26 protein-coding genes, 1 pseudogene and 1 riboswitch are annotated in these 25,311 nt (G+C 48.7%); of the genes and pseudogenes, 14 read left to right on the top strand and 13 right to left on the bottom strand.

Annotation, left to right across the window (positions count from 1 at the left end; translation table 11 throughout):
- Nucleotides 1–56: 56 nt before the first annotated feature.
- The 9 genes from G5B47_RS00135 to G5B47_RS00095 all read right to left on the bottom strand — a co-directional run bounded on the left by G5B47_RS00135 (nucleotide 57) and on the right by G5B47_RS00095 (nucleotide 11,847).
- A complete protein-coding gene (locus G5B47_RS00135; RefSeq protein WP_165093153.1) occupies nucleotides 57–692 on the bottom strand; it encodes an FMN-dependent NADH-azoreductase in 636 nt (211 codons plus the stop codon).
- A 312-nt stretch (nucleotides 693–1,004) separates the two neighbouring features.
- Complete coding sequence (locus G5B47_RS00130) at nucleotides 1,005–1,592, bottom strand: TetR/AcrR family transcriptional regulator (protein ID WP_165093152.1); 588 nt, start codon at nucleotides 1,590–1,592, stop codon at nucleotides 1,005–1,007.
- Between the two features lie 69 nt (nucleotides 1,593–1,661).
- Nucleotides 1,662–2,063: a YkvA family protein gene (locus G5B47_RS00125; protein WP_206107157.1), complete on the bottom strand. Its 402-nt coding sequence runs from the start codon at nucleotides 2,061–2,063 to the stop codon at nucleotides 1,662–1,664.
- Between the two features lie 112 nt (nucleotides 2,064–2,175).
- Nucleotides 2,176–6,387, bottom strand: a complete 4,212-nt coding sequence (locus G5B47_RS00120) for a sulfite reductase subunit alpha (RefSeq protein ID WP_165093150.1) — start codon at nucleotides 6,385–6,387, stop codon at nucleotides 2,176–2,178.
- 34 nt (nucleotides 6,388–6,421) lie between these two features.
- Nucleotides 6,422–7,654: a nitrate/nitrite transporter gene (locus tag G5B47_RS00115; protein WP_165093148.1), complete on the bottom strand. Its 1,233-nt coding sequence runs from the start codon at nucleotides 7,652–7,654 to the stop codon at nucleotides 6,422–6,424.
- Between the two features lie 538 nt (nucleotides 7,655–8,192).
- The gene (locus G5B47_RS00110; RefSeq protein WP_165093147.1) at nucleotides 8,193–9,185 is read right to left on the bottom strand and encodes a 3-oxoacyl-[acyl-carrier-protein] synthase III C-terminal domain-containing protein; all 993 of its coding nucleotides are present in this window, start codon (nucleotides 9,183–9,185) and stop codon (nucleotides 8,193–8,195) included.
- A 69-nt stretch (nucleotides 9,186–9,254) separates the two neighbouring features.
- Complete coding sequence (locus tag G5B47_RS00105) at nucleotides 9,255–9,596, bottom strand: hypothetical protein (protein WP_165093145.1); 342 nt, start codon at nucleotides 9,594–9,596, stop codon at nucleotides 9,255–9,257.
- 213 nt (nucleotides 9,597–9,809) lie between these two features.
- Nucleotides 9,810–10,178 carry a carboxymuconolactone decarboxylase family protein gene (locus G5B47_RS00100; protein ID WP_165093144.1) on the bottom strand — a complete coding sequence of 123 codons (369 nt, stop codon included), beginning with the start codon at nucleotides 10,176–10,178 and terminating at the stop codon, nucleotides 9,810–9,812.
- Between the two features lie 25 nt (nucleotides 10,179–10,203).
- On the bottom strand, nucleotides 10,204–11,847 hold the full coding sequence (locus G5B47_RS00095) for a thiamine pyrophosphate-binding protein (RefSeq protein WP_165093143.1): 1,644 nt from the start codon (nucleotides 11,845–11,847) through the stop codon (nucleotides 10,204–10,206).
- Between the two features lie 157 nt (nucleotides 11,848–12,004).
- Nucleotides 12,005–12,101: riboswitch (cyclic di-GMP riboswitch) on the bottom strand.
- A gap of 458 nt (nucleotides 12,102–12,559) precedes the next feature.
- Here G5B47_RS00095 and G5B47_RS25440 point away from each other — a divergent pair.
- The 5 genes from G5B47_RS25440 (at nucleotide 12,560) to G5B47_RS00070 (ending at nucleotide 16,619) form a co-directional block, all read left to right on the top strand.
- The gene (locus G5B47_RS25440; RefSeq protein ID WP_328804398.1) at nucleotides 12,560–12,730 is read left to right on the top strand and encodes a Dabb family protein; all 171 of its coding nucleotides are present in this window, start codon (nucleotides 12,560–12,562) and stop codon (nucleotides 12,728–12,730) included.
- A 136-nt stretch (nucleotides 12,731–12,866) separates the two neighbouring features.
- Nucleotides 12,867–13,241, top strand: a complete 375-nt coding sequence (locus tag G5B47_RS00085; RefSeq protein WP_165093142.1) for a hypothetical protein — start codon at nucleotides 12,867–12,869, stop codon at nucleotides 13,239–13,241.
- A gap of 139 nt (nucleotides 13,242–13,380) precedes the next feature.
- A complete protein-coding gene (locus G5B47_RS00080) occupies nucleotides 13,381–14,856 on the top strand; it encodes a protein adenylyltransferase SelO (protein ID WP_165093141.1) in 1,476 nt (491 codons plus the stop codon).
- Nucleotides 14,857–15,031: 175 nt separating this feature from the next.
- Nucleotides 15,032–15,811, top strand: a complete 780-nt coding sequence (locus tag G5B47_RS00075; protein WP_165093140.1) for a DeoR/GlpR family DNA-binding transcription regulator — start codon at nucleotides 15,032–15,034, stop codon at nucleotides 15,809–15,811.
- Nucleotides 15,804–16,619 (top strand): HAD family hydrolase, encoded by an 816-nt coding sequence (locus tag G5B47_RS00070; RefSeq protein ID WP_165093139.1) that lies wholly within the window; start codon nucleotides 15,804–15,806, stop codon nucleotides 16,617–16,619. The genes G5B47_RS00075 and G5B47_RS00070 overlap by 8 nt, the downstream gene beginning before the upstream one ends.
- A 322-nt stretch (nucleotides 16,620–16,941) precedes the next feature.
- Here G5B47_RS00070 and G5B47_RS25435 read toward each other — a convergent pair whose 3' ends face one another.
- The gene (locus tag G5B47_RS25435) at nucleotides 16,942–17,118 is read right to left on the bottom strand and encodes a hypothetical protein (RefSeq protein ID WP_235950012.1); all 177 of its coding nucleotides are present in this window, start codon (nucleotides 17,116–17,118) and stop codon (nucleotides 16,942–16,944) included.
- Between the two features lie 337 nt (nucleotides 17,119–17,455).
- Here G5B47_RS25435 and G5B47_RS00060 point away from each other — a divergent pair, with 337 nt between their 5' ends.
- From G5B47_RS00060 to G5B47_RS00030, 7 genes are read left to right on the top strand one after another with little or no spacing between them, the layout of a single operon-like run.
- On the top strand, nucleotides 17,456–18,391 hold the full coding sequence (locus tag G5B47_RS00060) for a hypothetical protein (protein WP_165093137.1): 936 nt from the start codon (nucleotides 17,456–17,458) through the stop codon (nucleotides 18,389–18,391).
- Between the two features lie 24 nt (nucleotides 18,392–18,415).
- Nucleotides 18,416–18,988, top strand: coding sequence for a hypothetical protein (locus G5B47_RS00055; protein WP_165093136.1), 573 nt, complete (start codon nucleotides 18,416–18,418; stop codon nucleotides 18,986–18,988).
- Between the two features lie 24 nt (nucleotides 18,989–19,012).
- The gene (locus tag G5B47_RS00050) at nucleotides 19,013–19,525 is read left to right on the top strand and encodes a cytochrome b/b6 domain-containing protein (RefSeq protein WP_165093134.1); all 513 of its coding nucleotides are present in this window, start codon (nucleotides 19,013–19,015) and stop codon (nucleotides 19,523–19,525) included.
- The gene (locus G5B47_RS00045; RefSeq protein ID WP_165093132.1) at nucleotides 19,500–19,799 is read left to right on the top strand and encodes a hypothetical protein; all 300 of its coding nucleotides are present in this window, start codon (nucleotides 19,500–19,502) and stop codon (nucleotides 19,797–19,799) included. Before G5B47_RS00050 ends, G5B47_RS00045 begins: the two co-directional genes overlap by 26 nt.
- Before the next feature lie 3 nt (nucleotides 19,800–19,802).
- On the top strand, nucleotides 19,803–20,183 hold the full coding sequence (locus G5B47_RS00040) for a hypothetical protein (RefSeq protein ID WP_165093131.1): 381 nt from the start codon (nucleotides 19,803–19,805) through the stop codon (nucleotides 20,181–20,183).
- Nucleotides 20,165–20,836: a DUF4175 domain-containing protein gene (locus tag G5B47_RS00035; RefSeq protein ID WP_165093121.1), complete on the top strand. Its 672-nt coding sequence runs from the start codon at nucleotides 20,165–20,167 to the stop codon at nucleotides 20,834–20,836. Before G5B47_RS00040 ends, G5B47_RS00035 begins: the two co-directional genes overlap by 19 nt.
- A gap of 12 nt (nucleotides 20,837–20,848) precedes the next feature.
- Nucleotides 20,849–22,486: a multicopper oxidase family protein gene (locus G5B47_RS00030; RefSeq protein ID WP_165093129.1), complete on the top strand. Its 1,638-nt coding sequence runs from the start codon at nucleotides 20,849–20,851 to the stop codon at nucleotides 22,484–22,486.
- Nucleotides 22,487–22,571: 85 nt separating this feature from the next.
- Here G5B47_RS00030 and G5B47_RS25430 read toward each other — a convergent pair.
- Nucleotides 22,572–22,771, bottom strand: a pseudogene (locus tag G5B47_RS25430) (transposase); the annotation flags it as partial.
- Between the two features lie 61 nt (nucleotides 22,772–22,832).
- Nucleotides 22,833–23,468, bottom strand: coding sequence for a TetR/AcrR family transcriptional regulator (locus G5B47_RS00020; RefSeq protein WP_165093128.1), 636 nt, complete (start codon nucleotides 23,466–23,468; stop codon nucleotides 22,833–22,835).
- Nucleotides 23,469–23,624: 156 nt separating this feature from the next.
- Here G5B47_RS00020 and G5B47_RS00015 point away from each other — a divergent pair, with 156 nt between their 5' ends.
- Nucleotides 23,625–24,194, top strand: coding sequence for a hypothetical protein (locus G5B47_RS00015; RefSeq protein ID WP_165093127.1), 570 nt, complete (start codon nucleotides 23,625–23,627; stop codon nucleotides 24,192–24,194).
- A 14-nt stretch (nucleotides 24,195–24,208) separates the two neighbouring features.
- The gene (locus G5B47_RS00010) at nucleotides 24,209–24,820 is read left to right on the top strand and encodes a GNAT family N-acetyltransferase (RefSeq protein WP_328804397.1); all 612 of its coding nucleotides are present in this window, start codon (nucleotides 24,209–24,211) and stop codon (nucleotides 24,818–24,820) included.
- Nucleotides 24,821–24,987: 167 nt separating this feature from the next.
- Here the strand turns inward: G5B47_RS00010 and G5B47_RS00005 are convergent.
- On the bottom strand, nucleotides 24,988–25,311 hold a 324-nt coding region (locus G5B47_RS00005; protein ID WP_206107156.1), incomplete at its 5' end, for a transposase.

Genomic DNA, 25,311 nt, shown 5'->3' with positions numbered 1-25,311 from the left:
AAGAGGAGCTGAACATCTCAGCCCCCCTTTTATGAAGTTACAACTCTGGAATCATTTTAGAACGATTTAGCCGCCTCTTTGGCTTTTTCGATCGCTGCTTCTTTAATCGATTGAGCTTGGTCCGGCTTTGCGGCCATGCCTTCAACAAAAATCCCGTCAAAGGACGGCACGCCATGGAATTGCATGATTTTTGCCAAATAGCTGTGGCCGCTTTCGAAACCAGCTGCAGGGCCTTCCGAATAGACGCCGCCGCTTGCTTGAATGTGGATTGCTTTTTTGTCCGTCAGCAAGCCAATAATGCCTTGCTCGGTATATTTGAAGGATTTGCCGGCGACGCAAACAGCGTCAATATAGGCCTTTAAAACCGGCGGGAACGAAAAATTCCACATTGGTGAAACAAATACATATTTATCGGCTGCGACATATTGATCGACGATTTCACCAAGGCGTCCAACCTTGGCTTTCTCGTCGTCGGAAAGCTGGTCGAATGAAGTGCCGGAAGCAAGCTTGCCCCAACCGCTGAATACATCGGCATCGATATGAGGGACGGACAGCTTGTACAAGTCGAGACGGATCACTTCATCGTCCGGATGTGCTTCCCGGTAGGCTTCGATAAATTCTTCACCGACAGCCAGCGAGTAGGAAGTATGATGATCATGCGGATGGGCGGTTATATAGAGAACAGTTGACATATGTAACACTCCTTTATTTATTGGTTGTTTATAATATAACTTAAATATAGATAATTTTCAAACTATAATTACTAAAATAAATAAAGTTATTAAGAAATAAGTCACTAGTCCTATGATCGGAAGCTTAAAATAAATCGTCAGCGCATTTAAGGCATCGCCAAAATTGCCCGTAATGGATGGGTTTTACGCAAAAATGATCTCAACTTCCACGGGTTTGTGAAGGATGAGATCGTTATTCACTCCTTGATTTTCTTTTGTAGATCATTCGGTCAAAAATATTAAAAATAAAAAGAAGCCTCTTAGGAAGCTTCATTATTTATCAAGCGCCGAGAGGGTGGCAGCCGCTATTTGGTCCAACACCTGCGGGTTACCGGTCATTTTAGCCGCTTGGGTTAACGCATACCGCGAATGATACAAATAGCGGGCAAGACCGAGCAGGTCATCATGACGCTCGCTTAGTTCACCTTGTTCCCGGGCCCGAACCAAAGCGTCGTAGAAGGCTCGTTCCAGACGTTCCATATCAAGCTTGAAAAAAGCCGCAATCTCCGGATCGTGAGGAATTTGATCAATGGCGCTGTACAAAATGAAACATTCATTGCGGCGATGTTCATCCTGCAGAACGGCAACAATTTCGTGAAAAATGTCGGCAATGGCTTGTTTCACCGAATCCGAACGCTCCAGATAGGAGATGACGGCCGCCGATTTATCATTAACATAATATTTGACGGCCGAGACGAACAGGTCCCTTTTGGTTCCATACGTATCGTACAGACTTTGGCGGGCAATCCCTAAACCGTCGAGCAAATTTTGAAGGGAGGTCCCCTCATAACCATAGTGTCCGAATACTTCCATAGCCTTATGCAGCACGAGAGTTGTATCGAACTCCTTACTTCTTGCCATGCGTTACACTTCCTTTCTGGTGTTATCATACACTTTCCGGACTGTTTAGTCAATAAAATCGAAATAATATCATCGTTTAATAAACTTATAACCCAAGTTCGCCAACCACAGAGCGGCTAAAGTCCAAATCATAATGAACAATGTGCCGGTTATCCAATTTTTCGGTTTCCCGTTCTTGCTGATTTCCTCCGCTTTCATCCTGTACTCTTCGATAACGAAGGGTGGAATCATCTTTAAAGCGAGTGTAATTCCCAGCGGAACAAGGATGAGATCATCCAAATAACCCAGTATAGGAATAAAATCGGGGATCAAATCGATTGGACTAAAAGCATAAGCGACCACCAGCGCCGAAAATAACTTCGCGTACCAAGGCACTCTTGGATCCTTATAAGCCAGAAATAAAATAAATATATTGCGTTTAATCGCTCTGGCTATATTTTTGGCTTTTTCCAGCAGGTTGGTTTTTCCCATTAAGCCCTCCGGTTCCTGTGATTTGTGCTAGATTGATTTTCGCATATTCCAAGCAGCAAGAAAAGACCGTTAGGGTAACGGTCTTTTCTTAGCTGCAGAAATGGAACCTTTATCAATAAACATCCCGCTGATACCGCTTGCCCAGCGACATCTCATGCACATAATGTTTAGCTTCATCTGCGCTCATTCCGCCATGCAGTTGAATAACGGCTCTCAGCGCTTCATCGACTTCCTTGGCCATTTGAGTGGCATCTCCGCACACATAGAAGTGGGCGCCCTCCTGAAGCCATGCCCAGAGCTCCGAGCCATGCTCCAGCATGCGGTGCTGGACATAGATTTTATCAGCCTGGTCGCGGGAAAAAGCAGTGTCCAAGCGATCGAGGAAGCCTTCCTTCATGAAAGCTTCGAGTTCATCTCTGAAGTAAAAATCGCAATCCTCACGCTGTTCGCCGAAAATCAGCCAATTCTTGCCCTTGGCCCCGGTCGCCCGGCGCTCCTGCAGGAAGCCGCGGAATGGAGCGATTCCGGTACCTGGTCCGACCATGATCATCGGCGTGTCCGGATTCGCCGGAGGGCAGAAATGCCCGTTTTTCTGAATGAAAATCGGAATTTCCGTATCCATTGTGGCGAGGTCGGCAAGAAAGGTGGAGCATACGCCTTTTCGGGGGTTGCCCATGTAATCGTAACGCAAGGTGGAAACCGTGATATGGACCTCATCCGGATTTGCTTTTGGGCTCGATGAAATCGAGTAGAGGCGGGGCTGCAAAGGCTTGAGCCGTAGGGTAAACTCCGCCGCGCTGATCGATACCGTAAATTCCTTGAGCACATCGATCAGTTGGCGCCCCCACAGCCAATCCTTCAAGGTTGCCTGGTTTTCACTTTGAAGCAGTTCATTCAGACGTTCACTGTGTGAAAGGTCCCGGATAAACCGGAGCATTTCCGGATGAATACGGGCAATCTCGTAGTGGCGGAGCAGCGCCTCGCCAATCGGCAATTCTCCCTGTCCTTTGACCGTAACCGGGGTGGACGGTTCCAAATTGAGCGTACGCAGCAGCTCGGCAACAAGCTCGGGACAATTCGTCGGCCATACACCCAGTGCGTCACCTGCTTCATACCATAGACCGGTATTTCGGAGATCGAAAGCGTAATGACGGGTTTCTTTTTCGGAATCCTCTTTATTTAGCCTGCGATTAAACAGGATGCGCGACTGAATCGGGCGATTCCGGTGATAGCCCGCGGGTTCCGCAACTTGGGTTGACGCACCGGGTCCGGCAGTCTGAACCGGCACCGAAGCGGCACCTGCCGAAGACAACGGTCCCTCCGGGCCGTCAACATACTCGGATAAGATTACAGAAGCAGTGTCTAACCACGTGTCAACCTGCTCCTCATAATCCGTATCACAATGCATGCAGTCCATAAGCCGCTCCGCGCCAAGCTCGGCCAGACGGGTGTCCAGATTCCGTCCGAATCCGCAAAACTGATCGTAACTCGAATCGCCTAAGGCGAGAACGGCATAGCGCAGCTTGGTCAAACGGGATGCATTATCTGCTTGCAGGGATTGGAAAAAGCTTGCGCCGTTGTCCGGGGGATCTCCCGCTCCAAAGGTGCTCGCAATGAACAGGACGAAGCGTTCCCCGGCCAGATCCGGTACGGAATATTGGTTCATATTTACGAGTCTTACATTAGAGCCTGACTCCTGTAATTTTTTAGCGCAATAGATAGCAGCACCTTCCGCGTTTCCGGTCTGCGACGCCCAGAGAATGGTAACAGGAAGTCCTCCCGCATCCTCTGGTCCCGCAGCGGCCGCCGCTTCAAGGCTGGAAATCGTCTGTTCATCGGGAAGGGGGCTGCGGGAGAACATCCCGGCCAGCAGCCCATCCACCCAATGGCGTTTCATCGGTTCAATCGGGGCAGCGGGGGGCAGAACCGGAATGCCGGAAGCCGATTGCGAATCCCCGGCGCGCAGACTGGTGATGAAGCCTGACAGATAGGCTTGCTCATGAAGATCCAGTGTCACGGCTTTAGGGGATTGAAGGCCCAACACGTTTTCAAGCGTATCCAGTTGTGCCATGTACAGTGCCTCCTTCGGATTGACGGTTACAGCGTCCGGTTGGTACCGGGTTTCAATTTCGTTAGGCTGTTTATCTTGCCCCGCTGACGGATGAACCGCTGCTTTGCCTAACGAGACGGAGCAATATTTGATTTCGGGCTGGAGGGAGAGGGCATCCACCGAATCATTGGTAACATTGTTTACCGCAAGATTCGTTCCGAACACATCATTCCAGTGGAAGGGGGAGAAGCAGTTCCCCGGACGTACCCGGTCTGAAACCAAAGCGGGAAGAATGGCCTGCCCGCGCTTCGAACGAATTTCAACCGGATCTTGATCCTTGATGTCGAGCATCTCCGCATCCTCCGGGTGTATCTCAATAAAAGGTCCCGGGTTCAATTTGTTCAGCGTTGGAACTTTCCCCGTTTTGGTCAGCGTGTGCCATTGATGCTGCAAACGGCCGGTATTCAGCACAAAGGGATATTCGCCATCCGGCAATTCCGCCGGCGGCATATAGGGACGCGCCCAGAAGATCCCTTTGCCGCTTTCAGTCGGGAAGAGAATACGCGGAGCGCTGCTGTCCGCAGGCTCTTTAAGCGCAGTCGTACCAACAGCTTCACCGCTCAGATAGCGGATCGGGTTGCGGTCGCTTGCGCCATCCGGCCGACAAGGCCACTGAACCGGCGTCTCACGCAGCCTATCATAAGACGCTCCCCGGATGTCATAACCGGTCTTCGGATTCCACGCCTGCTGGATTTCCCGGTAGACCTCATCCGAGGACGCATAGGAAAAAGCTTCCGAATAGCCCATTTCACAAGCAACCCAGGCAATGATCTGCCAATCGGGCAGGGCTTCTCCGGGCGGATCGACAGCTTTCCGCATTAAGGTCAGGTTGCGTTCGGAATTGATCATCACACCTTCACCCTCGGCCCATAAGGCGCCGGGGAGCAGGATATCCGCGAACCGGTTCGTCTCGGTATCCAGAAACGCATCCTGTGTAATGACCAGCTCCGCAGCCTCCAGTCCGGCAATGACGTTCTGCCGGTTGGGGACTGTGGCCACCGGGTTCGTACAGATAATCCAGCAGGCTTTGATATCGCCGGATTTCATGCTTTCGAACATGGACACTGTGCCGGTGCCGACCTCGCTGCGGAGGGTGCCTTGAGGAACCTTCCACATCTCCTCAATAAACTTTCGGTCGGCTTCGCTAAGGACGGAGCGCTGACCGGGCAAGCCCGGCCCCATGTATCCCATCTCCCGGCCGCCCATGGCATTCGGCTGGCCGGTGAGAGAGAAGGGGCCGCTGCCCGGACGGCATATGGCTCCTGTAGCTAGATGCAGGTTGCAGATGGCATTCGTGTGCCAGGTGCCATGCGTGCTCTGATTGAGGCCCATGGTCCAGCAGGTCATCCAATTCGGTGCTCTCCCGATCCATTCAGCGGCTTGGCGGATATCCGCTTCGGAGATTCCTGTAATTTCGGCCACCTTGTCCGGAGAGTAATCTTCCAGGAATTCCGGCATATGCTCAAAGCCCGAAGTGAATTCGGCGATGAAATCCGGATCGGTATTGCCGTTCTTCACTAACAGATGCAGCAGTCCGTTAAGTAGGGCGAGGTCCGTTCCGGGCCTAATCTGCATGAACAGATGCGCTTTCTCCGCGGTTGCGGTCCGGCGGGGATCGACGACAATCAGCTTCGCTCCCGCCTTGACCCGGTCCATCAGCCGAAGGAACAGAATCGGATGACAATCGGCCATATTCGCTCCGATTACAAAGAATAAATCAGTGTTATCCATATCCTGATACGACCCTGGAGGCCCATCCGCTCCTAGCGACAGCTTGTAGCCGCTGCCGGCGCTCGCCATACAAAGGCGTGAATTGGATTCGATGTTATTCGTTCTTATGAAGCCCTTGGCCAGCTTGTTGATCAGGTATTGAGCCTCCAGGGACATTTGACCCGAGACATAAAAGGAGAGGGCGTCCGGGCCGTGTTCGTCCAGAATGGCGCGCAGCCGCTTGGCCGTACCGGTAATGGCTTCATTCATGCCAGCTTTAACGGGCGGAGCTTTTCGCTCCTGACGGATATATGCGTATTCCATACGCCCCGATTCAGTAATAGCCAAGGCGGCCGTGCTGCCTTTGGTGCACAATCTGCCGAAATTGGCGGGATGCGTTTTATCGCCGGTGAGCTTGACAACGCGGTTACCGGACACTTCAAGTACGATTCCGCAGCCGACGCCGCAGTAGGGGCAGACACTTTTTACTTTTGTCGTTGTCATGAAAGTTCACCCCCACCGAAGTTCTCTTTTATTCTTAGAAATTGACGCCGGATTCCGCTTTCGCCCAGGATTTTCTCCAGGAACGCGTTACTGCATAAAAAATAAGGGTGGTCAACAGCACGATCGAGCCGACAACCAGGAATCCGGTGACCTGCGAACCTGTCGATTGCTTCAGCGGCCCGAGGATGTATGTAGGCAGCAAATAGCCTCCCAAACCTCCTGCCGCGCCGACGATCCCGGTAATGACTCCGATTTCACTGGAGAAACGCTGAGGGATGATCTGGAATACCGATCCGTTCCCCATACCGAGGCAGGCCATCATTACACTGGTATAAAGAAGCATCACAAGGAATGAAGAAGGCATGGTAGCAATTGCAAAGGCGCATACGGAAACCACACTGTACAAAATCACGAGGAGACGCATACCGCCAATTTTGTCTGCGATCCATCCGCCCAGAGGCCGGAAGAAGCTGCCAGCAATGACGGTAATGGTAACCAGGTAACCTACCTGTACTTTGGTTAAACCGCCGGGATGTCCGTTGTCGCCGTACACGTCATAGAAGAAGATACTTGCATAGTTGGCGAATCCGACAAAACCACCGAAAGTAATCGCGTAGAACATCGAGAACCACCAAGTATCCGCATGCTTGAAGACACTGAGGTAATCTTTAAGCGGTTTAGGTGCAGGAGCGTTCGGAGCGTCTTTAACCAAAATAGCGTACACGATCATAACCAGAATGAGCGGGATCATGGCAAGACCAAAAACATTGTGCCAACCGTAAACCTGAGCGATCTGCGGCCCGAAAAAGGTAGCCAGCGCCGTTCCGCTGTTGCCCGCTCCGGCAATGCCCATCGCAAGTCCCTGATACTGCGGAGGGTACCAGCGGCTGGCCAGGGAAAGCGAAACCGCAAAGCTTGCACCCGCAAAACCGAGCAGGAAGCCGATCATATGAATCTGCTGCAGGCTGGTTCCGCCGAGCCAACCCCAAACAAGAGGGATGAGGGTAAGGCCCATTCCGGTGAGCCCCGCTTTTTTACAGCCAATGCGGTCTGCCAGGATTCCCATCGGGATCCTGAACACCGAACCGCCCAGAATCGGGATCGCGACCATTGTAGCTTTCTGGGTATCGGATAAGCCGAAATCCTTGGTAATGTAGAGCGACAGAGCTCCGCACAGCACCCAAATCATAAAGCTTACATCAAAATACAGGAAAGCGGACAATAAACTCGGGGAATGACCGGCCTTACGAAATCCTTTAGCTTCCATCTCTAACTTCCTCCTTTTATTGGTTAACCATTGTTTTGATTTGGCACATGCGGCGGCGTAGGGGACGCTGCAATTCATTTCTCGGTGACATCGCCTCCTTCAAAGTTCATGTGCAGGCAAAAAAGGGCCGACTGACAGAACCCGCATTCATGCGGATTTCGTTAATCGGCCCCGTTGCCAATGCAGCCACATCATTGTGACTGACTTTCAATTTAAGTAGTGGCAGTTCATCAAGTCATCCGGTCACAGCGTTGTGCGGGTGGACTCGTTCTGCTCCGAGCGACTCTTATTTGAGTCGCCAATAATCTTATAAAGCCAATATAATTAGCTTTTGAAGTAATGTCAATAATAATAACATAAAAATTTAAAATAATTAATTTTAATGCGGTTTTTTATGTTATTTAGATTGAAGTGTTACTTAATTTGACATTGGTAATTATCTTTTTGTGGGAAAATTGGGATCGATATGCATAAAAAACTGCCCGTATGCGATATTTGCATACGGGCCGTTCTCGTGCCGTTCAATTGATTGTGTAACTTAATATTCCATCACAAAAGCTACGTTTTGCCATCCGGCACCGACCGTCCAGAACAGAAGCTTGTCTCCGCGTTCAAGCAAGCCCGTGGTTACTGCCCGGTGCAGGGCAATAAAAGGGCTGCTTGTCGAGGTATAGCCAAATTCATCGCCGATGTAGACGGCTGCATCGGAGTCGATACCGGTTTTGCCCGATACCGCCTTAATGTTGGGAAGCGAGAGCTGCGAGAAGCAAGCCACCTTTATCGACTCAGGTGCGATTTCATTGTTGCTTAGCAGGGTGTTGATGGACTCCGAAGCGGCGTCCACGCAGATCGAGTCGTCAAAGGGAATGAATTTAACATTGAAATCTCCGGCGCCGACACCAGTACGCCCCACATTAGCCAGACCTTCAGCCGGGAACATGGAGTTGCCGTAGACACAAGTATCGGTCTGGTAGATGGAATCAATGAAGCCAACCGAATTCTCATCACGCTCCAGAATGACTGCTGCGGCCGCGTCACCAAAGTTGGCATAGTAGACCGGATCGTTCTTGTCGGCATGCGGCGCAACATGGTCAGAGCCGATGACCAGAGCGCGGCGGATTCTCGGATTGGCTATCATCTGACGGCTAACCTGTTCGAAGGCAGCTGTCATTCCTGCGCAGTTCGCATTGCTGTCGATGCAGATCGTATGGGAGGCGCCGTTAATCAGCCGGTGAATCATTAATGAGTTGGTAGGGAAGATATATTCAGGAGTCTGACTCGCGTAAGCGATAAGGTCGATATCCGCACCGGTAAGACCGGTCTTCTCCAGAACATTGCTCGCTGCTTCAAAAGCCATCGTCAGGGAATTCTCTTCCTCATTGTCGATGCTGTAACGGTTTTCACGGCCGAGAGCTGCGAGAAGTCCACGAATATCAATGCCTTTTTCGTCAAAATGCTGAATGAAAAAGTCGTTGCCAATCCTTTTGCTTGGATGATAGATATCGATGTCCTTAATACGAATCCCAGCCATATGAGTCCTCCTAAAAGTTTTGTGAGCGGCGCATCTTGGTTCAACTTCGTACAAAACTCGCTTCGAAACTTACAGGCTGATGATATCCAGGTTTTCAAGTCCCGCTTTGCGGCCCAGTCGAGCCAGCTGCATTTTGAGAACAGGATTACTTTCAAGCGTAAGTTTCACTTTATCGAAGCCGTCTTTCTTGAACATCAAGAAGCAGCCTTCAAGAAGCGGCACGACATCAGGAGCGGTTACATTCAGCTTTCTGCAATCAATATCCAGCAGATATTCAGAAGGAGTAATAGGATTAATCGTTTCTTGATAGGCTTGGATCGATTTCAGACCGTCTTCTTCGGTGAAAGTACCCTCCAGTTCGATATTAATGATTTTTTTGGCCGAATCCGTCTTCAAAATAAATTTTCCCATGTGTTCATCTCTCCCAGAGTTTATTAGTTCAGGTCTCGCTTTGGCTGCGCATTGCACAGCCGTTTACTCAATAATATCCTTCATAACTATTTCTTAACGTCAAGATTCGACATTATCACCTTAGCATTGGGATATTTTAACTTGATTATAAACATAAATTTCTCATTTATGCAATAAAAAGTCGAATTGTGTAACATTTTGACGGAGAGATAGTTATTGGATTTCCTCAAGTGTTTCGAGCAGCACATTAAATGCGGTAATAACTCTCGGAGCACCGACACAGGGAACCAAATGCAATAAAATGCCCTTGATCTGATCGACGGTCATGCCAACGCTGAGCGCCATCACATAATGAACGCCGAGCTGATCGAACTGGCCCATCGAAATTAAAGCGGAAATCACGGCGATCTCTTTCCAATCGGCCGCAATGGTGGTCCGCTGAAAAATGTCGCCATATGCGTTGCCCATGATATATTCAGCCAGTTCGGGAAAATGCTCTTTAATCGGAGCGAGCGCTTTGGCGCCATAGTCGCCGGAAAGGTTGGAGAAATGCTTAAGACCGCTGTTGATGTTGTCTATCATGAGAAGCCTCCTAAACGTTAGTAATCTAATTCATATTCAATACACGGTGTGCGGTAGGGGGCACCTCATCACGATCGGTCAATAGTTCGATGACAGCCACGCGGTTAAGAGCTACTGCTTCGCTAATAGCCGCTGCAAATTGTTCCTGGGTCTCGCACCGGAATCCGGCCGCTCCAAGCGATTCGGCAAATTTCACAGCATCCATTGGGACTTCAAAGAGCGTTCCGTCGATTCTGCCCGTAGTTTTTTCCATTCCTTTTAAAGCCATGTCCAGCTGCATATTGTTCACTACGATGAAAATAACAGGGATATTTTTGCAAACGGCGGTATTTATTTCAGTTCCGAGCATCATAAAGCAGCCGTCGCCGGTAATGCAGAATATCGTTTCTTCCGGGGAGGCCACCTTGGCTCCGATAGCCATGCCGATTGCGTTGCCCATGCAGGCAAAGTAGGCGTCGAAGACAAAGCTTCCCGGCTTCTTCACGTTGTACCATTTCACGGCGTTGAAGCCGTGGCTGCCATCATCCACAAAGACCGTATTGTTAGCCGGAATCAGGTCGCTCATGGTGCTCATTACCGATGCAAGGGAGAGTTTAGACAGGACGGGCAGTTCTTCCTTATAATGAGCGGCGGTCTCCGTATCCCGTTCCGTTATCGCGGAGGAGTCAACACTCTGTAAAACCAGTGACAGATTATCGCGCACATCACCGCCGACCGCAATCGTATGGGAGTTCAGGATTTTGCCGACAAAGGTAGGGTCGATATCGAACTGAATCAGCGTCTCCGGATGGTTCTCGGCTTTCAGATTGCAGATGGTCATATCACTCAGGCGGGAACCCAGCACGATATACAAATCGCTATGGTTGAGTAAATCGTCACCATGCTTGCAGCCGCCGACACCGACCGGACCGTGGTACAGCGGATGATCCCATACGATGGCGCCTTTGCCGCCGGGAGTGGTAACGACAGGAATATTGAAGGTTTCCGCCAATTGAACCAGTTCCTCATGCGAGCCAGAGCGGTTAACCCCTTTACCGGCAATGATAAGCGGCTTTTTGGAATGGTTAATGGCATTAATCACCCGGTTGACCTTAGCATAATCCACAAGCGTTTCCCGTTCAGGATAAACGATTCGGCATTCTTCCAGCAGCTCTGTCTGCACATCGAAAGGGATGCATAGATGAACAGGTCCGCGTTTGCCGCTCAGTGCAACAGAAATAGCATGGTTAAAAATAGTGCTGAAATGATCGCCGCGTTCGACCAGCTTGCTGAAGAGCGTTGCAGGTCTGAACATTTCCGCCAAATCAGCGAGATATGAGGAAGAATCCTGGCACTGGGGAATACCCAGCTCTTTAATGGATTGATGCCCTGTTATGAAGAGCACAGGTAGGTTGTTGGCTTTGGCGTGGGCCGCTGCGGTAATGAGGTTGGTTCCCCCCGGTCCGGATGTGCCGAATGCCACGGCGAGATTTCCCGTTTTGAGGGCGTAGCCGGAAGCTTCGAATCCGGAGCTGGATTCATGTCGTCCGGGAATAAATTCAATACCGTAATCCACCATCTTGAGAACGATCGGGCAAATGGATTTGCCGATGATGCCAAAAGAATGCTTAACTCCGAGGTTGCGTAATGCCTCCGCCATATAATCTGCGACTGTCTTCAAAAGATCCACCCCACAATTTAAATATTGTTTATAATGTTATCTTTCCTTAGAAGTGAAACTGGTAGATCAGAATTACTAGAAAATAGAAAACCTGTACTCAGGACTGAGCACAGGTCGGTTGACAAATAACCACATAGGACGCTGGTTGTATTCCGCATCCCGGTTCCTCGGCAACCTGGCTGTCATGGTCTCATGAAATAAATGAGACTGTAGATCCATGGCTTTGCGTCATTCCCTTTCGGAGAATTTTGCCCGTATAGAGTTAGTTTTGTTGAACTATACAACGAGTATATACCTTTTACAATATATTCCCAACTTAGCTTTTGTCAATATATTTTATAGAAAACTGCTCGAAATTTGACGGTTTTCGCGATGAACAAAATGGAGTAATCAACTGGTGAGTGAGATATTCTGGTACGGGCAAAAAGACTCATACAAGTTCCATACAAGTTTCTTAAAAGCATTTTTACGTACGGGTCATGGATGAAGATGAATCAAGGCGCTAGAAATAGGCCTATTGTAGGATTTCTGATATGATTAAACTGCTTATGATTCATTAGGGGATAACCATTATATAGGGGGATTGCATAATGTACGAGCATCTAGTCGTCTTTAAATTCAATGACGGCCTTACACCCGCCAAACAGCAGGAGCTGCTGGATCAATTGCTCGCGCTGCGGGACCGCATCCCGGGATAACCGATTTAAGCGCAGGCGTCAATGTGACAGAGGAAACGGATAACATTCATGGATACACTCTTGGTCTGTGGGTCACATTCAAAGATCTGGAGTCGCTGCGTTCCTATGGACCGCATCCTATTCATCAGGAATTTGTGAAGTCGCTGGATGGTTTATTGGAAAATGTGGTTGTCGTCGATTATCCCAAGATTTAAGTCTTTCAATAACGCCGGTTATTGGCTAATGCACAGGGAACCGGAAATAACAAACGAATGGACTGCGCTATTTGCCTTATACGTTTCTATGAACTTGTTAATATACTGTATCAACCTTTGAAAAGGAGTGATACAGTTGGCTAATAGTGATGTACGTCTTGCGCTTTGGTCAGGTAATAATTTTTCTGTTCGCCGGATTCTCTTCAGACGCGGAGGAGTTGCAGTTCGTGATCTTGGAGCGTTTCGGTTTAACAATGTTCTCTCGAGCTTCCGGCTTAGAAATGTGGTGGAGAGATCTCAAGTCACTCTCGTGCTGTTCTCGCAAATTAACTTTCAAGGGTCGTTCCGTGTGTTCCGCGGAAGCCAAAGCGTGGCGAACCTGGGAAATTTCAACTTTAACAATGTCACATCTTCCCTGGTCGTAGTGGGACGAAATCTTACAAACGCCGAAATTGCTTTGATTCAAAGCACAGGCAGACCGCCTCGTGACATCCTCATCATCAGACAATAATCAGGCAATGACGGAAAAAGGGTGCTTCGTGCACCCTTTTTTGTGTGATAATATATGGCACGGCAGCAAACAATAAACGAGCTGTTACGTGCTGGTTGTGAACGAAAATAGAAAATATCCAAAAAATGATGGTGATAACATGACTGAGAGAGCAGGAATCCCGGAAGCGGGATGGAATTTCGACAATAGTTATGCCCGCTTGCCGAAATCTTTTTTTGCCAAACAAAATCTGAATCCCGTAAATTCGCCGAAGCTGATCGTTCTGAATCGTCCGCTGGCTGCCTCGCTCGGGCTAAACGCTGAGGCGCTCCAAAGCAGCGATGGCGCAGCGGTGTTTGCCGGCAACCGGATTCCCGAAGGCGCCGAACCGCTGGCTCAAGCTTACGCAGGCCATCAATTCGGGCATTTTACCATGCTGGGAGACGGACGGGCCCTGCTGCTCGGGGAACAGATCACCCCCGGCGGCGAGCGGTTTGATATCCAGCTCAAAGGTTCGGGCCGAACGCAGTATTCCCGCAGGGGTGACGGCCGCGCAGCGCTTGGACCGATGCTGCGCGAATTTATCATCAGCGAAGCGATGCATGCGCTGGGGATTCCAACCACCCGGAGCTTGGCCGTGGTGACAACCGGCGAGTCCATCATGCGCGAAACCGTGCTTCCCGGCGCCGTTCTGACCCGTGTGGCGGCCAGCCATTTGCGCGTCGGCACCTTTCAATTCGCCGCAAGCCGGGGCTCCGCCGGGGACCTCAAGGCTCTGGCCGATTACACGCTGCAGAGGCATTATCCGGAAGTGGAGACTGGTGGGAACCGCTATGTGGCTTTGCTTCGGGAAGTCATCAAGCGCCAGGCCGCGCTGATTGCCAAATGGCAGCTCGTCGGCTTTATTCACGGGGTGATGAACACCGACAATATGGCCCTAAGCGGAGAAACGATTGATTACGGTCCTTGCGCCTTTATGGATACGTATGACCCGGCTGCGGTATTCAGCTCCATTGACCTGCATGGCCGTTACGCGTATGGCAATCAGCCGCCTATTGCTGCGTGGAATCTCGCGAGATTTGCGGAGACGCTATTGCCGCTGATGCATGAGGATGAAGACGAGGCTGTAAAAATAGCCGAGGATGCCATTTCAGATTTTTCGACGATGTTTCAATGGAACTGGCTTGCGGGCATGAGGGCGAAGCTGGGGTTATTTAACGAAGAGCCGGAAGATGAAGCTTTGATTGACGATCTTCTTGACATGATGCATAAAGCTCGTGCGGACTACACCAACACTTTCCGCGCATTAACGCTGGAACAGCCTCAGGATACGATTCTGTCCGGCGCCGCTGAATTTGCGGAGTGGCACGATCGGTGGCAAAAGAGGCTCGACAGGCAGGAGGAACCAAAAGCCTCCTCGCATCAGCTCATGCGAAGCAGCAATCCTGCAGTAATCCCCCGAAATCATCGGGTAGAGGAGGCGCTGGAGGCTGCGGTTAATCAAGAAGACTTGAGCGTGATGGAGCGGCTCCTGAGCGCTCTCTCAAATCCCTACGCGTACTCTCCCGAACAGGAGGAATACGCTGCGCCCCCCGAAGAAACCGCCTGTCCTTACAGGACCTTTTGCGGTACCTGATACAAATAGACTTGGAAATCCGCGCCTCGGGCGCGGATTTTTTTTGCCCGGATGAAGCAAGAAACGAATTCCGACTCTGAAATGTTGCATGAAGTAAGAAAAATAATTGTAATGACTTAAATAATGCTGTACAATCACTTACACGACAACAGGGAATCAGTAAGGAGACATTAGCATGTTTCAAGAAGAACGGATCAGCGCGATTACCGATTACTTAAACCAACACCAACGAATTGATATCAAGGAAATTTGCCAACAGTTTGACGTGTCACGGGATACGGCCCGACGAGATCTGCTTAAGATGGAAGAGCTTGGACTGGTTCTTCGTACGCATGGCGGAGCCGTCCTGCCGCCAAAAAAACACAAGGAGGTCTACGAGTATAAAGAACGCTTAAGTAGAGAATCCAGCGAAAAACGTGAAATTGGACTTTATGCAGCTTCCCTGGTCAAAGAAGGCGATTGTATTCTGATGGATGCTTCCACCACCGTTCAGTACGCCGCGGAAAATATTACATCCGAACATATTGTGGTTGTTACGAACTCGATTGACATCGCGGATGTGCTCTCCCGAAGAAAAACGATCCGGACCTATCTGCTCGGAGGAGAGTTAAACCATCAGCACCGTTTTCTGTATGGACAATCCACTATCGATAAGCTGGCCGATTACCAGGTTGATAAATTGTTTCTCGGCGCATGCGGAATTACTTCAGACGGTTTGACTTACCCGTATGAGGAGGATGGCGTAGTCAAGCGGGAAATGATTAAACGGGCGAAGCAAGTGATTGTCTTGGCGGATCATACCAAGTTTGATGACCCGATGTTTTTTAGAATTGCCGGTCTGGATGTAATTGATCTGTTGATCACCGACCGCAAGCCAAGCGAGGAAATGATGGAGAAACTAAAAGAGTTCCAGGTGGAATTATTAACGGTCTCGGAGGAGGATAACGATGATTAAGCTGATTGTTTCCGATTTGGACGGCACTTTACTGAACCATTCGCTCAGAATCACGGAAACCGACTGGGAAGCGGTGAAACTTGCGTTTCAAGAAGGGTATGAATTTTGCATTGCGTCCGGGAGAATGCATTCGGAAATCAAGCTGCTCATGCAGGAATTTCACGGCCGGTATTTTGCGGTCAGCCAGAATGGCGCAACCATTTACAAAAAGGACAAGGAGCTGTTGAGCGACTATTTTTTCGAGCCTAAGGTCTCATTCGAACTTCATCAATTTTCTTCCAGGAATCCGCATTTTGTGAGCTTTATCCACTGCACGGACGACTCCTTCTATACAGAGAATCGGTCGGAAGCAACGCTTCCCTATGAATCGCGCATATTGACCGCTTGCTCCGATCACGGAGATTTGGCGGATGCTTTGAAGAACGGGGTAATCAAGAGCTGCAAGTATTCATTCTTCGGAGAAATTGACAAGTTAATCCTTCTCAAAGACGAATTGCAGGATCAGTTCGAGGGCCGGATCGAATCCTTCATTTCGGCTAACGACTGTCTTGATGTCATGCCGTTAAATGTCAGCAAAGGAGCGGGACTATCGTTCATCATGCAGGAGCTGGGACTGAGCCGGAATGAGGTCGCATGCATAGGGGATTCTTTCAATGATCTCTCCATGTTTGCCCTGACGGACCACAGCTTTGCGATGAAAGGCGGCCATCCTGACGTTAAAAAGAAAGCGGCTCATGTGACTAACTCCGTCGCCGAGGCGATCGAACACATCATCACCTATAACCGCTCGCTTGAAGCGAGACGGTGATCTGATCGGCTGAAAGAAAATAGGAACGGTACAAAGCGTTAGCCGCTATTGTACCGTTCCTTTTTTTGTGGGGACGTTCTGCTACAGGATGCCGCAATTCCTGGATATGCGATCGAGTACCTCGGAGGAGCTGCCGTATTTGCACATGGCGTCGCAATCCGAGCGGAGATCGGAAAACAGAATGTAGGAAATGCGCTGGACGCTCTCCTGCTGAAGGGAAGGGCGAAGCAGCTGAGCACGGACTTCCTTCCCCGGTTATCGGGACAAATCAGGCACAGCCGGGAATCGTGGCTGCCGAGCGACAATTGTAAATCATGCAGTCTTAGAATTCCCGAGTAGATGGAAGTACGGCCGGCTCCAGTCCTTTAATCTGCAAGCGGTCCAGGTTCATGATTTCCGTCAGGACCGTTTTTTCCTGGGTAGTCTGGGAAACGGACTTTAAGAACCTTCCAAAAGCGAGCTGATGCTCATCATTCTCGTAAATATCGGGGATGCGCATCTTCGGCTTCCAGTAAAATCATTACCGAAGCTCCTCGACTCAATCGCTTGAATCACGTCGTTTAACCCGCTTTTTATCGTGCGAAAAGCCTTCAGACGGTCGCTGCTATGCAGAAACCATGTATGATACACAGATTCCGGGTCCGATTTATATTCCTTGATGAGCGGTTCGATATTCGAATTATAATCCGGATCATTCGCCCGGGCTGTGCTTTTAATTATGTTGAAAAAACATCCATTCCTCACGGTTTCTTCATACTTTCCCCAAAGTGAATTGCTATCCTAAAGCTACGGACAAAGACATCGATGCTCTTGATAAAGGAGGTGAGTAGTAGATTTTGAAAACCATTCGCAGCATCATCGGTTTCGTTCTCATCGTCATTATTTTATCCAGCCTTGGATATATCGGATGGTTCGCTTCGAAGAGCGGTCTGCTATCCTGGAACAACTCCGGAACTACAGCAGCGGAAACGAATGCGCACAGTCAGCACGCGGTCATGCCGCAATCCGGTACAGCTTCGGGTTCGGAAGAGAACCCTATTGAAGAATTGAAAAAGAAAGTATCGAGCGCCAATCAGTCGATCAAGCAAATGGCGGATTTGATGTCGGATTATTCTTATATGGTTCCGGCGAGCGCGGCAACTTACAGTAACAGCGAATCGGGTGGAACCGGTGGTCAGGCCGGCACGGGAAATCCGGTACAGGTTCAGAATTTCAAGAGAGGCATATACCTTTTGTCCGAAAGTGTATATCTTGTCAACCAGCTTGATCAAACGGTGGAAGCCCAGTCCGGATTAACTGAATCGGCGGCTCCGACCTATCAGGCGGTTGTGTACCGTTATAACCTGCTGGTTCAGAGCCAGGCTGCGGTTAACAACGTGTATATCAAGCTTAATCAGGCCAAAGATGTATTCTTATCTAATGTTTCGGAGGTCCCAGGAGCAGACTACACCGGAACGAGCGATCTTCGGCAGACGAACAAGGCCATTTATCAGATGGCACAAACGGTAATGGAAATGGAAAGCCTGAACCGGTGGGTCAATCAGGAGATTGAACAAACCGTTGTGCAGGCCCGGAATCTTTCCGCAGCGGAAGCATCCAATACGGTGTCCGACGCATCCCAGCGTTTTAGCATCAAGGGCATTCCAATGCCGGGTCTCCTGACAACGATTTCCGTATTGTTCATTGTCTTATTGACAGTCGGGGTAATTGGAATGATCCGAAGCCTGACTGTATCGAGGCCGGAACCGGCCAACACGGAAGACAATATTTAATTTTAGAAGGAGGAGAAGCAAGAAATGATGGATATGGATATGTCCGGAAGTGTTCAAGGTTCGGTGAATATGGGGACATATGGGGGCACAGGGAGCGTTATCGGCGGAATCCTGTCCACTGTAACTCAATTACTGCTGGTCGCTTTAATCATCAGCATTGTTGTCGGACTTGCCGTTTGGCTTAAAAATGCGTACTTCAAAGAGTCATACAACAAAGGAAAACAGGTAATTAACAACGATCCGCTGTTAAAAACCATTGTTGTCCTGGCCGCCACGTTTGTCGGCGTAATCATCGTATTGTATCTGCTTGGCATCTTGGTTAACGGCGGATTTCAACCGAATCGGATCGGGCTTGTATCCGCTTGGAGCGTTGCAGGAATACTGACTTTTTTTGTAAAGCTGTTGACCATTCTTTTTGTCGTAGCTTTGATCGCGTTCTTGTACAGTTACGTGAAGCAAAATATCAATAACACAACGGTCGCTTCTTCGAGTGGCGCAGTCATTACTACAGGTGACGAAATTAAAGCCAATCGAATTGAGGAGCAAGATCAGATCGCAAAGGCCGGTCCGGATGAACCGGAAACGAAAAAAGACTAACATGGATTGAGGTTGATGCCGGCAATGAAGTTTGATTTTATCCTTCACTGGTTATGGGCGCTTGTGTTCTCTATCTTGGCTCTCAGCGGAATTGCAATGGCGGGAGCGAAGTATGGTTGGGTGATGCAGTATGATATTGCCACGGCGGATATCGTGCACCGACTGGCCGCGGTTGTATATGTTCTGTTGACCCTGATCGTCATCATCTATGAAATGATCCGTATCCTGAGACGGGATAAGACCAAAAAGCCATGGCTTGTATTCGGTCCATCCGGTTATGGACTCTTTACCTTCATTACCACGCTGATTTTTATCATTACCGGAGCGATGATCTGGCTCTTCATGGATAGCAACCACGCGGCAACGGCTTTCGCGCTATGGGTTCATGACAAATTGACTTATTTAGCTGTGGCGAGCGTGATCTGGCACATCTATATGAAGACCCACGCATTGAAGTGGCCCAAGAAAAGGCACAAAAGGAAAGATAATCTAAGAGGGGAGGGCCTTCGTCATGTGGATGAAGAAAAATTGGTTTAAGCTAATGATCTGGATGGTAACGCCTTCATTCTTCTATGCCTTCGCCGCCATATTGATCTCGATGTTTCGCTTCGGACCGACCGAGCAAGAAACGATGAGTTTCATGATGGGGATGATGAAGGCCATGGAAACCTCCCTGATGGGATTGTCCATGCAAGTGAAAGAAGACGCAAATGTGCAATGGTTAGTATATGAGAGCGTTCAATTCGCATTCCCTCTACTTGCGATCAGCATAGCTGGCGGCGTCTACGTACGGTGCAGAAGAAAGGTGTAACCCATGTTCAATAAACAAAAACGGCCGTTCTGGCAGCTTAGCTTCGTGTTTGCAGTTATAGTCATCCTCGTGCTGGCCCTCTCCTGGAGCAATCCATCGGAAAAGGTGTCGCAAATGGATACCTCAATGGCTGACATGATGAGCAATGAGGTTCTGGGTTATGCAACCATACCGGATCTGTTCAATCCCGGAACAATGGAAAGTACGGAGGTTCTGTCAAGTAATGGTGAGCATGCCGGGCATCATGACCAAGCGGGGAGACTGTATGCGATTCATCTAATAACAACGGCGCTGCTTGTGTTTATGCTGCCAATTATTATAGCAGGGGCCCTGTTTCTTGCTATCGTATGGCCGAAGCCCGTCAAATGGAGGAACTCAAAATGAACGCTCTCGGAGCCTTTGGAAACCTGTATATGGCATCCCTGCTGATCCTTCTCGTCGCAGGTGTGCTCTATTCCATTTATTATCTGTTAGCAAAAACGTACGGCTATATCAGCGGTCCAAGTAAGACCAAAGCAAGTAAAACAACGAGCTCAATTGGAGGGATTTCCCTAATGAAAACAAATGGTTGGTTGAAATTGGCAATCTTCTCTTTCGTCGGTTTAATTATCTCTGTCATTTTACTAAATCTGACGAATAACACCGGTACAGCAACGTCAACGAACAGTCTTCATAACACTCATGTCAACGGAACTGCCGGGGTCGGCGGAACGATGCAGGGGACAATAAACGGAACAGTACCGATGGATCAAATGAATGAAATGATGCAGCGCATGAACCAGCTGCAGCAGGATATGATGCGGGTGCAGCAGCAGTACATGGGCGGCATGCAATCCAATATGAACCCGGGCGGCATGCAATCCAATATGAACCCTGGCGGCATGCAATCCAATATGAACTCGGGCAGCATGGGCGGTTCAGGTGGCATGATGGATGACATGGACATGATGAACATGGGAAGCGGCAGCATGAACAACGGCGGTAACATGAACAATGGCGGCAATATGAACAATGGCAGCAACATGGGAATGATGTAGGAGGAATGAGACTTGAGCAGTAAAAGTCTTGTATGGCTGTTCTTCCTGGCCATGATCATCGGCGGGACGGCAGCAGGTATCTATTTCAATGAATACTCGGCTTCTAATGGCTCGGCTGCCAATGAAACGGTTCAAGAAGATACCGGTGCAGTCAATCTCCAGATGAATCATAGTTCACATGGAACAGCCGATACGGATTCAGCGGGCGCTGCGGGGGAAGCCATTCCCCCCAGTCCTTCTCCCGCTCCTGAAGCATCTGCAGACTCTGCCCAGGAGAAAGCGGCGGTATTGCCGCAGCCTAAAGCGGGACAACCGGTTAAAGGCTTTACTTTAACGGCGATGGAAAGTGATTGGGAGCTGTTTCCCGGCGTGACGCAAGCGGTCTGGACTTACAACGGTACGGTTCCCGGGCAGGAAATTCGGGTGACTCAAGGAGACTTCGTCAGAGTAACGCTGAAAAATGAACTGCAAGTACCCGTCACCATCCATTGGCATGGATATCCGGTACCCGCAGGTATGGACGGTGTGCCCGGAATTACGCAAGACTCGGTTCAGCCTGGCGAAACGTATACCTATGGGTTCTCGGCCGATGTGGCGGGAACGTATTGGTATCATTCCCACCAGGAGAGCTCCGTTCAAGTAGACAAGGGGCTCTACGGCGCTCTCATTGTGGAGCCGAAGCAATCCGAACTGCCGGATAAGGACTATACCTTAATTTTGGATGAATGGATGAAGGAAGGCGGAGACGCCCACGGCGCCCATGGCTCGGGGAGCATGAATGAAGATGAAATGATGGCTTCCATGTATAATATTTATACGGTAAACGGGAAGTCGGGCTCTTCCATAACACCTTTGGAGACTAAATTGGGAGACACTGTTCGCTTGCGCCTGATCAATGCCGGATACCTCTCACATGGAATCCGCATTCCCGGTGAGTTCCGGGTGGTAAGTACGGACGGACAGGAAATCGCTGATCCTGCCGTACTCAAGGATCAAATCGTCACGATCGCTCCGGGAGAGCGTTATGACATCGAGCTGAAGATTAACTCGCCCAAGGATTTTACCATTGATGCGCATGACGACAATAAGTATAACGATCAGCTGGTCATTCCGGTCAAGGTATCGGGAAGCAAGGGCGAACAATTGGAAGTAAAAGACGATCAATTCACCTCGTTTGATCTGTATCATTACGGCAAGCCTGCCGAGTCGGATTTAAGCAAAGTCCAGAAGTTTGCGCTGGAATATACAGCTGTGCTGAATTCCAAGATGGACGGGAACCGGCAAGTGTATACGATCAATGATAAAGTTTTTTCAGAGCTCCCTGCGCTTCAGGTGAAGACCGGAGATTATGTAAAGCTTACGTTTGAGAATAAAAGCACGGTGGATCACCCGATGCATATACACGGCCACTTTTTCCAGGTTCTTGAGATAAATGGGGTTAAAGTGGAAAGTGTGATCATGAAGGATACCGTTCGGGTTAAACCCGGCGACAAGATCGTTGTCGCCTTTAAGGCGGATAATCTCGGAAACTGGATGATTCACTGTCATGAGCTACACCATGCCGCTGGCGGGATGGCGCAGCAGCTGACGTACTCCGATTATCAATCTGGATATACTTCTCCTTCTAATGCGGCCAACAAACCGGAATAGGGGAGAGGAGACAAGAGGCTGCCCCAAAAGTAGTTAAAGGGCACTTCTCCTACAAAAAACAAACCAACAGGCCGGTTAAGAGGGGTTATCCTTGACTGGCCTGTTGGCCGTTTACGTCCATCATAGGCTTCTTCAGCAAATTGTGGGCAAGCGAAGCCATCCGACCTCCAGACTCACTTTCTCCAAGCCTCGAAGCAGAAACCGCCGGAATCCCCGGTTGTTCTTTACTTGTCCAAACACGCTTTCCACCTCGGCCATTCGCCTCGCCGAAAGAGCCCGGCCTTTTTCACTCCGCATTTTGGGATGATTTTTGGGACAGCCCCATTTTGTTCATTGTCAGCCCGTGTCATTCTCTAGTGGGGCTGTTATTGATTTCACCCTGCTCCTGCTCTTGATTCCGACTGACTAACCCATAGAAGAATAACTCCATCCACTGATCCATATTCCGATATACGCTTTCTTCGTTCGACGCTGCCCAATACCGCCCAAGCTCATTCTTATACATCGTAAAGTACAGTATAGTCATCTCATCTGTCTGATCTTTATGAATAAAGCCCTCTTGTTTTCCAAGCGCGACAAACTTCATAAAAAATTGCATGACCTTCTGCTCGTTATAACTTTCGACCGTCTGCACTAATCTATTTAACTCAGAGGAGGGGAATTTCGGAAACTCATCTGATAAGATTTTTAAATTTCGGGCCTCCAGCAGCATGATTTCCTTGGTCTTCTCGGGAAAAGAGAGCTCTGAATCAAGAATGTTCTCATACTGCTCCAACTGCTTGTCCATCCAATTCATAAGCATACCGACATAGAGCTGTTCTTTTGTCCCAAAGTAATTATAAATCGTTGCAGGGGATACCTTCGCGTTTTGAGCGATCTCATTCACACTGACCTTCTGAAAACCGTGTTTAGAAAATAACTGAAATGAGACGCTGTATATCTGCTCGATTTTTTTTTGTTTCCTTCGTTCGTATCCGTTCATCTTCTTTCACCCCACATGTAGTGTAGCTCATATTTTAGAGTTTTTCAATAAATCGAGTACAAAACTATTGAAATATCGTTTTTTCATATATATAATTGTTTTGTAGTTAATAAGTCTATTTAGTACATAACTATATTTATGATGGGAGTGTAATTAATGAAACAACTGCGGATTCCTTCGTTCTTGCATGATGTTTTTGGTGAAAAACAAAGTTTGGGGTCTATTCTAACCATACTGCTTTTTGGTGTACTGCTGACTTCTACGTTATATTTGGTATTCCCTGAACTTACGGACAATTTACCAGTGTGGCGCAGTGCCCTGGCATTATTATTAATTTTCGATATATTCTCTGGCTGCATAGCTAATTTTTCCGACTCAACCAGCAACTTTTATGCCGCACGAAAAACGAATCGAATCGTATTCATTGCGATACACTTTCATATCGTACTTGTTGCATTTTTATTAAATACAGATATTGGTTATTCGATAGGGATATGGGCTTATACGATCTTAGGAGCATTTATCGTGAACGCTCTTATCGGAAGACATTCACAACTATTTGTTGCGGGTTTCCTCTTGTCTATTGGCTTGGGCTGTATACCCATGCTGCCAGATATGAAGCCATATATGTTGATCACCTGCTTATTATTTATGCTTAAAGTGTTATTTAGCTTCTCCGTTGATCATTATGGCAAAACAATGAGCAACATTGGTGATGAACCATGAGTACTTCGTACAGAGTGTCCAAGCTAATAAAATCAGACAAGCCCTTATTCGTATCACTCATGAGCAGGGCTTTTGCCAAAGATCCCTTTTTCATGCATTTATTTGGCGATTCGGTGCTCGACAGAAAAGCAAGGAGGCGCGTGTCAGCTTTTGTCTCCTTTATGTTTGATAAAAGCTTTTTGCTCTATGAAGAGGTGTGGGGTTGTTTTGAAAATGAAAGCTTACTGGGTACTTACATTGTAGAGAAGCCGTATGCAAGCAAGCTTCAGAATATGAAAGGATTATTGCTAATAGGGAGATTGATTCCTTTGCTCTTTCAAATATCCGGACAAACCTTGAGTCTCCTTAATTCCTATATGAAAGTCACAAGATCCGTTGCTCCCCCATTGACGCATCACTACCTCATTATGATTGCAGTAAAACCGGAGAATCAGGGCAAAGGAATCGGGAAAGTGCTGCTGAAACACCTGTTGAATTCCGTAAATATGGACACAAAATCACATGGAGTCGCACTGGATACCGAAAATAAAGAAAATATAAAATTGTATCAAAAATTTGGATTTACTTTAAGCAATGAAACACAAATCGACAATGTACCTGTATATTGTATGTTCTATAAAAAATAATCTATTCATTGGAAATTCCGAGATTTCGCCTCACTTGTTACGGTTCTCCACGCTGTCTCTAACGGTAAGTTTTAGGGAGCTGTCCCAAAAGTAGTTTTCATACTACCCAAGGCAGCTCATCGAGCAAAAATGGGTTGCAAAAATTAGCCGAGCAGGCAATTCTCCCGTCATTGGAGAATCGCTGCTCGGCGTTTTTGGTCCACCTTGGCTTGTTTTCCCAGGTTGTGAGCAAGGGAAAGCCACCCGACCTCTAGGGTGACTTTCTCCATCCCTCGAAGCAGAAACCGCCGGTAGCCCCGGTTATTCTTCACTTGTCCGTACACACTTTCCGGCTCCGTCATCCGGCGCACCGCCAAGGCATAACCTTCCTCGCTTTGCAGGAGTTCTCTGGCTTGCTTCTTGTACCGTAACCGTTCCAGACACACAGCGATTTCCCGGTCTCCCGCTGCTTTCGTGCATCGTTCCTTGAGCGGGCAGCCTGCGCAGCTTGG

This window comes from Paenibacillus apii, from assembly GCF_011043685.1.
GTDB classification, from domain to species: domain Bacteria; phylum Bacillota; class Bacilli; order Paenibacillales; family Paenibacillaceae; genus Paenibacillus_AQ; species Paenibacillus_AQ sabinae.
Note: the sequence above shows the minus strand (reverse complement) of the source record. Positions and strands in the feature narration are given on the sequence as shown.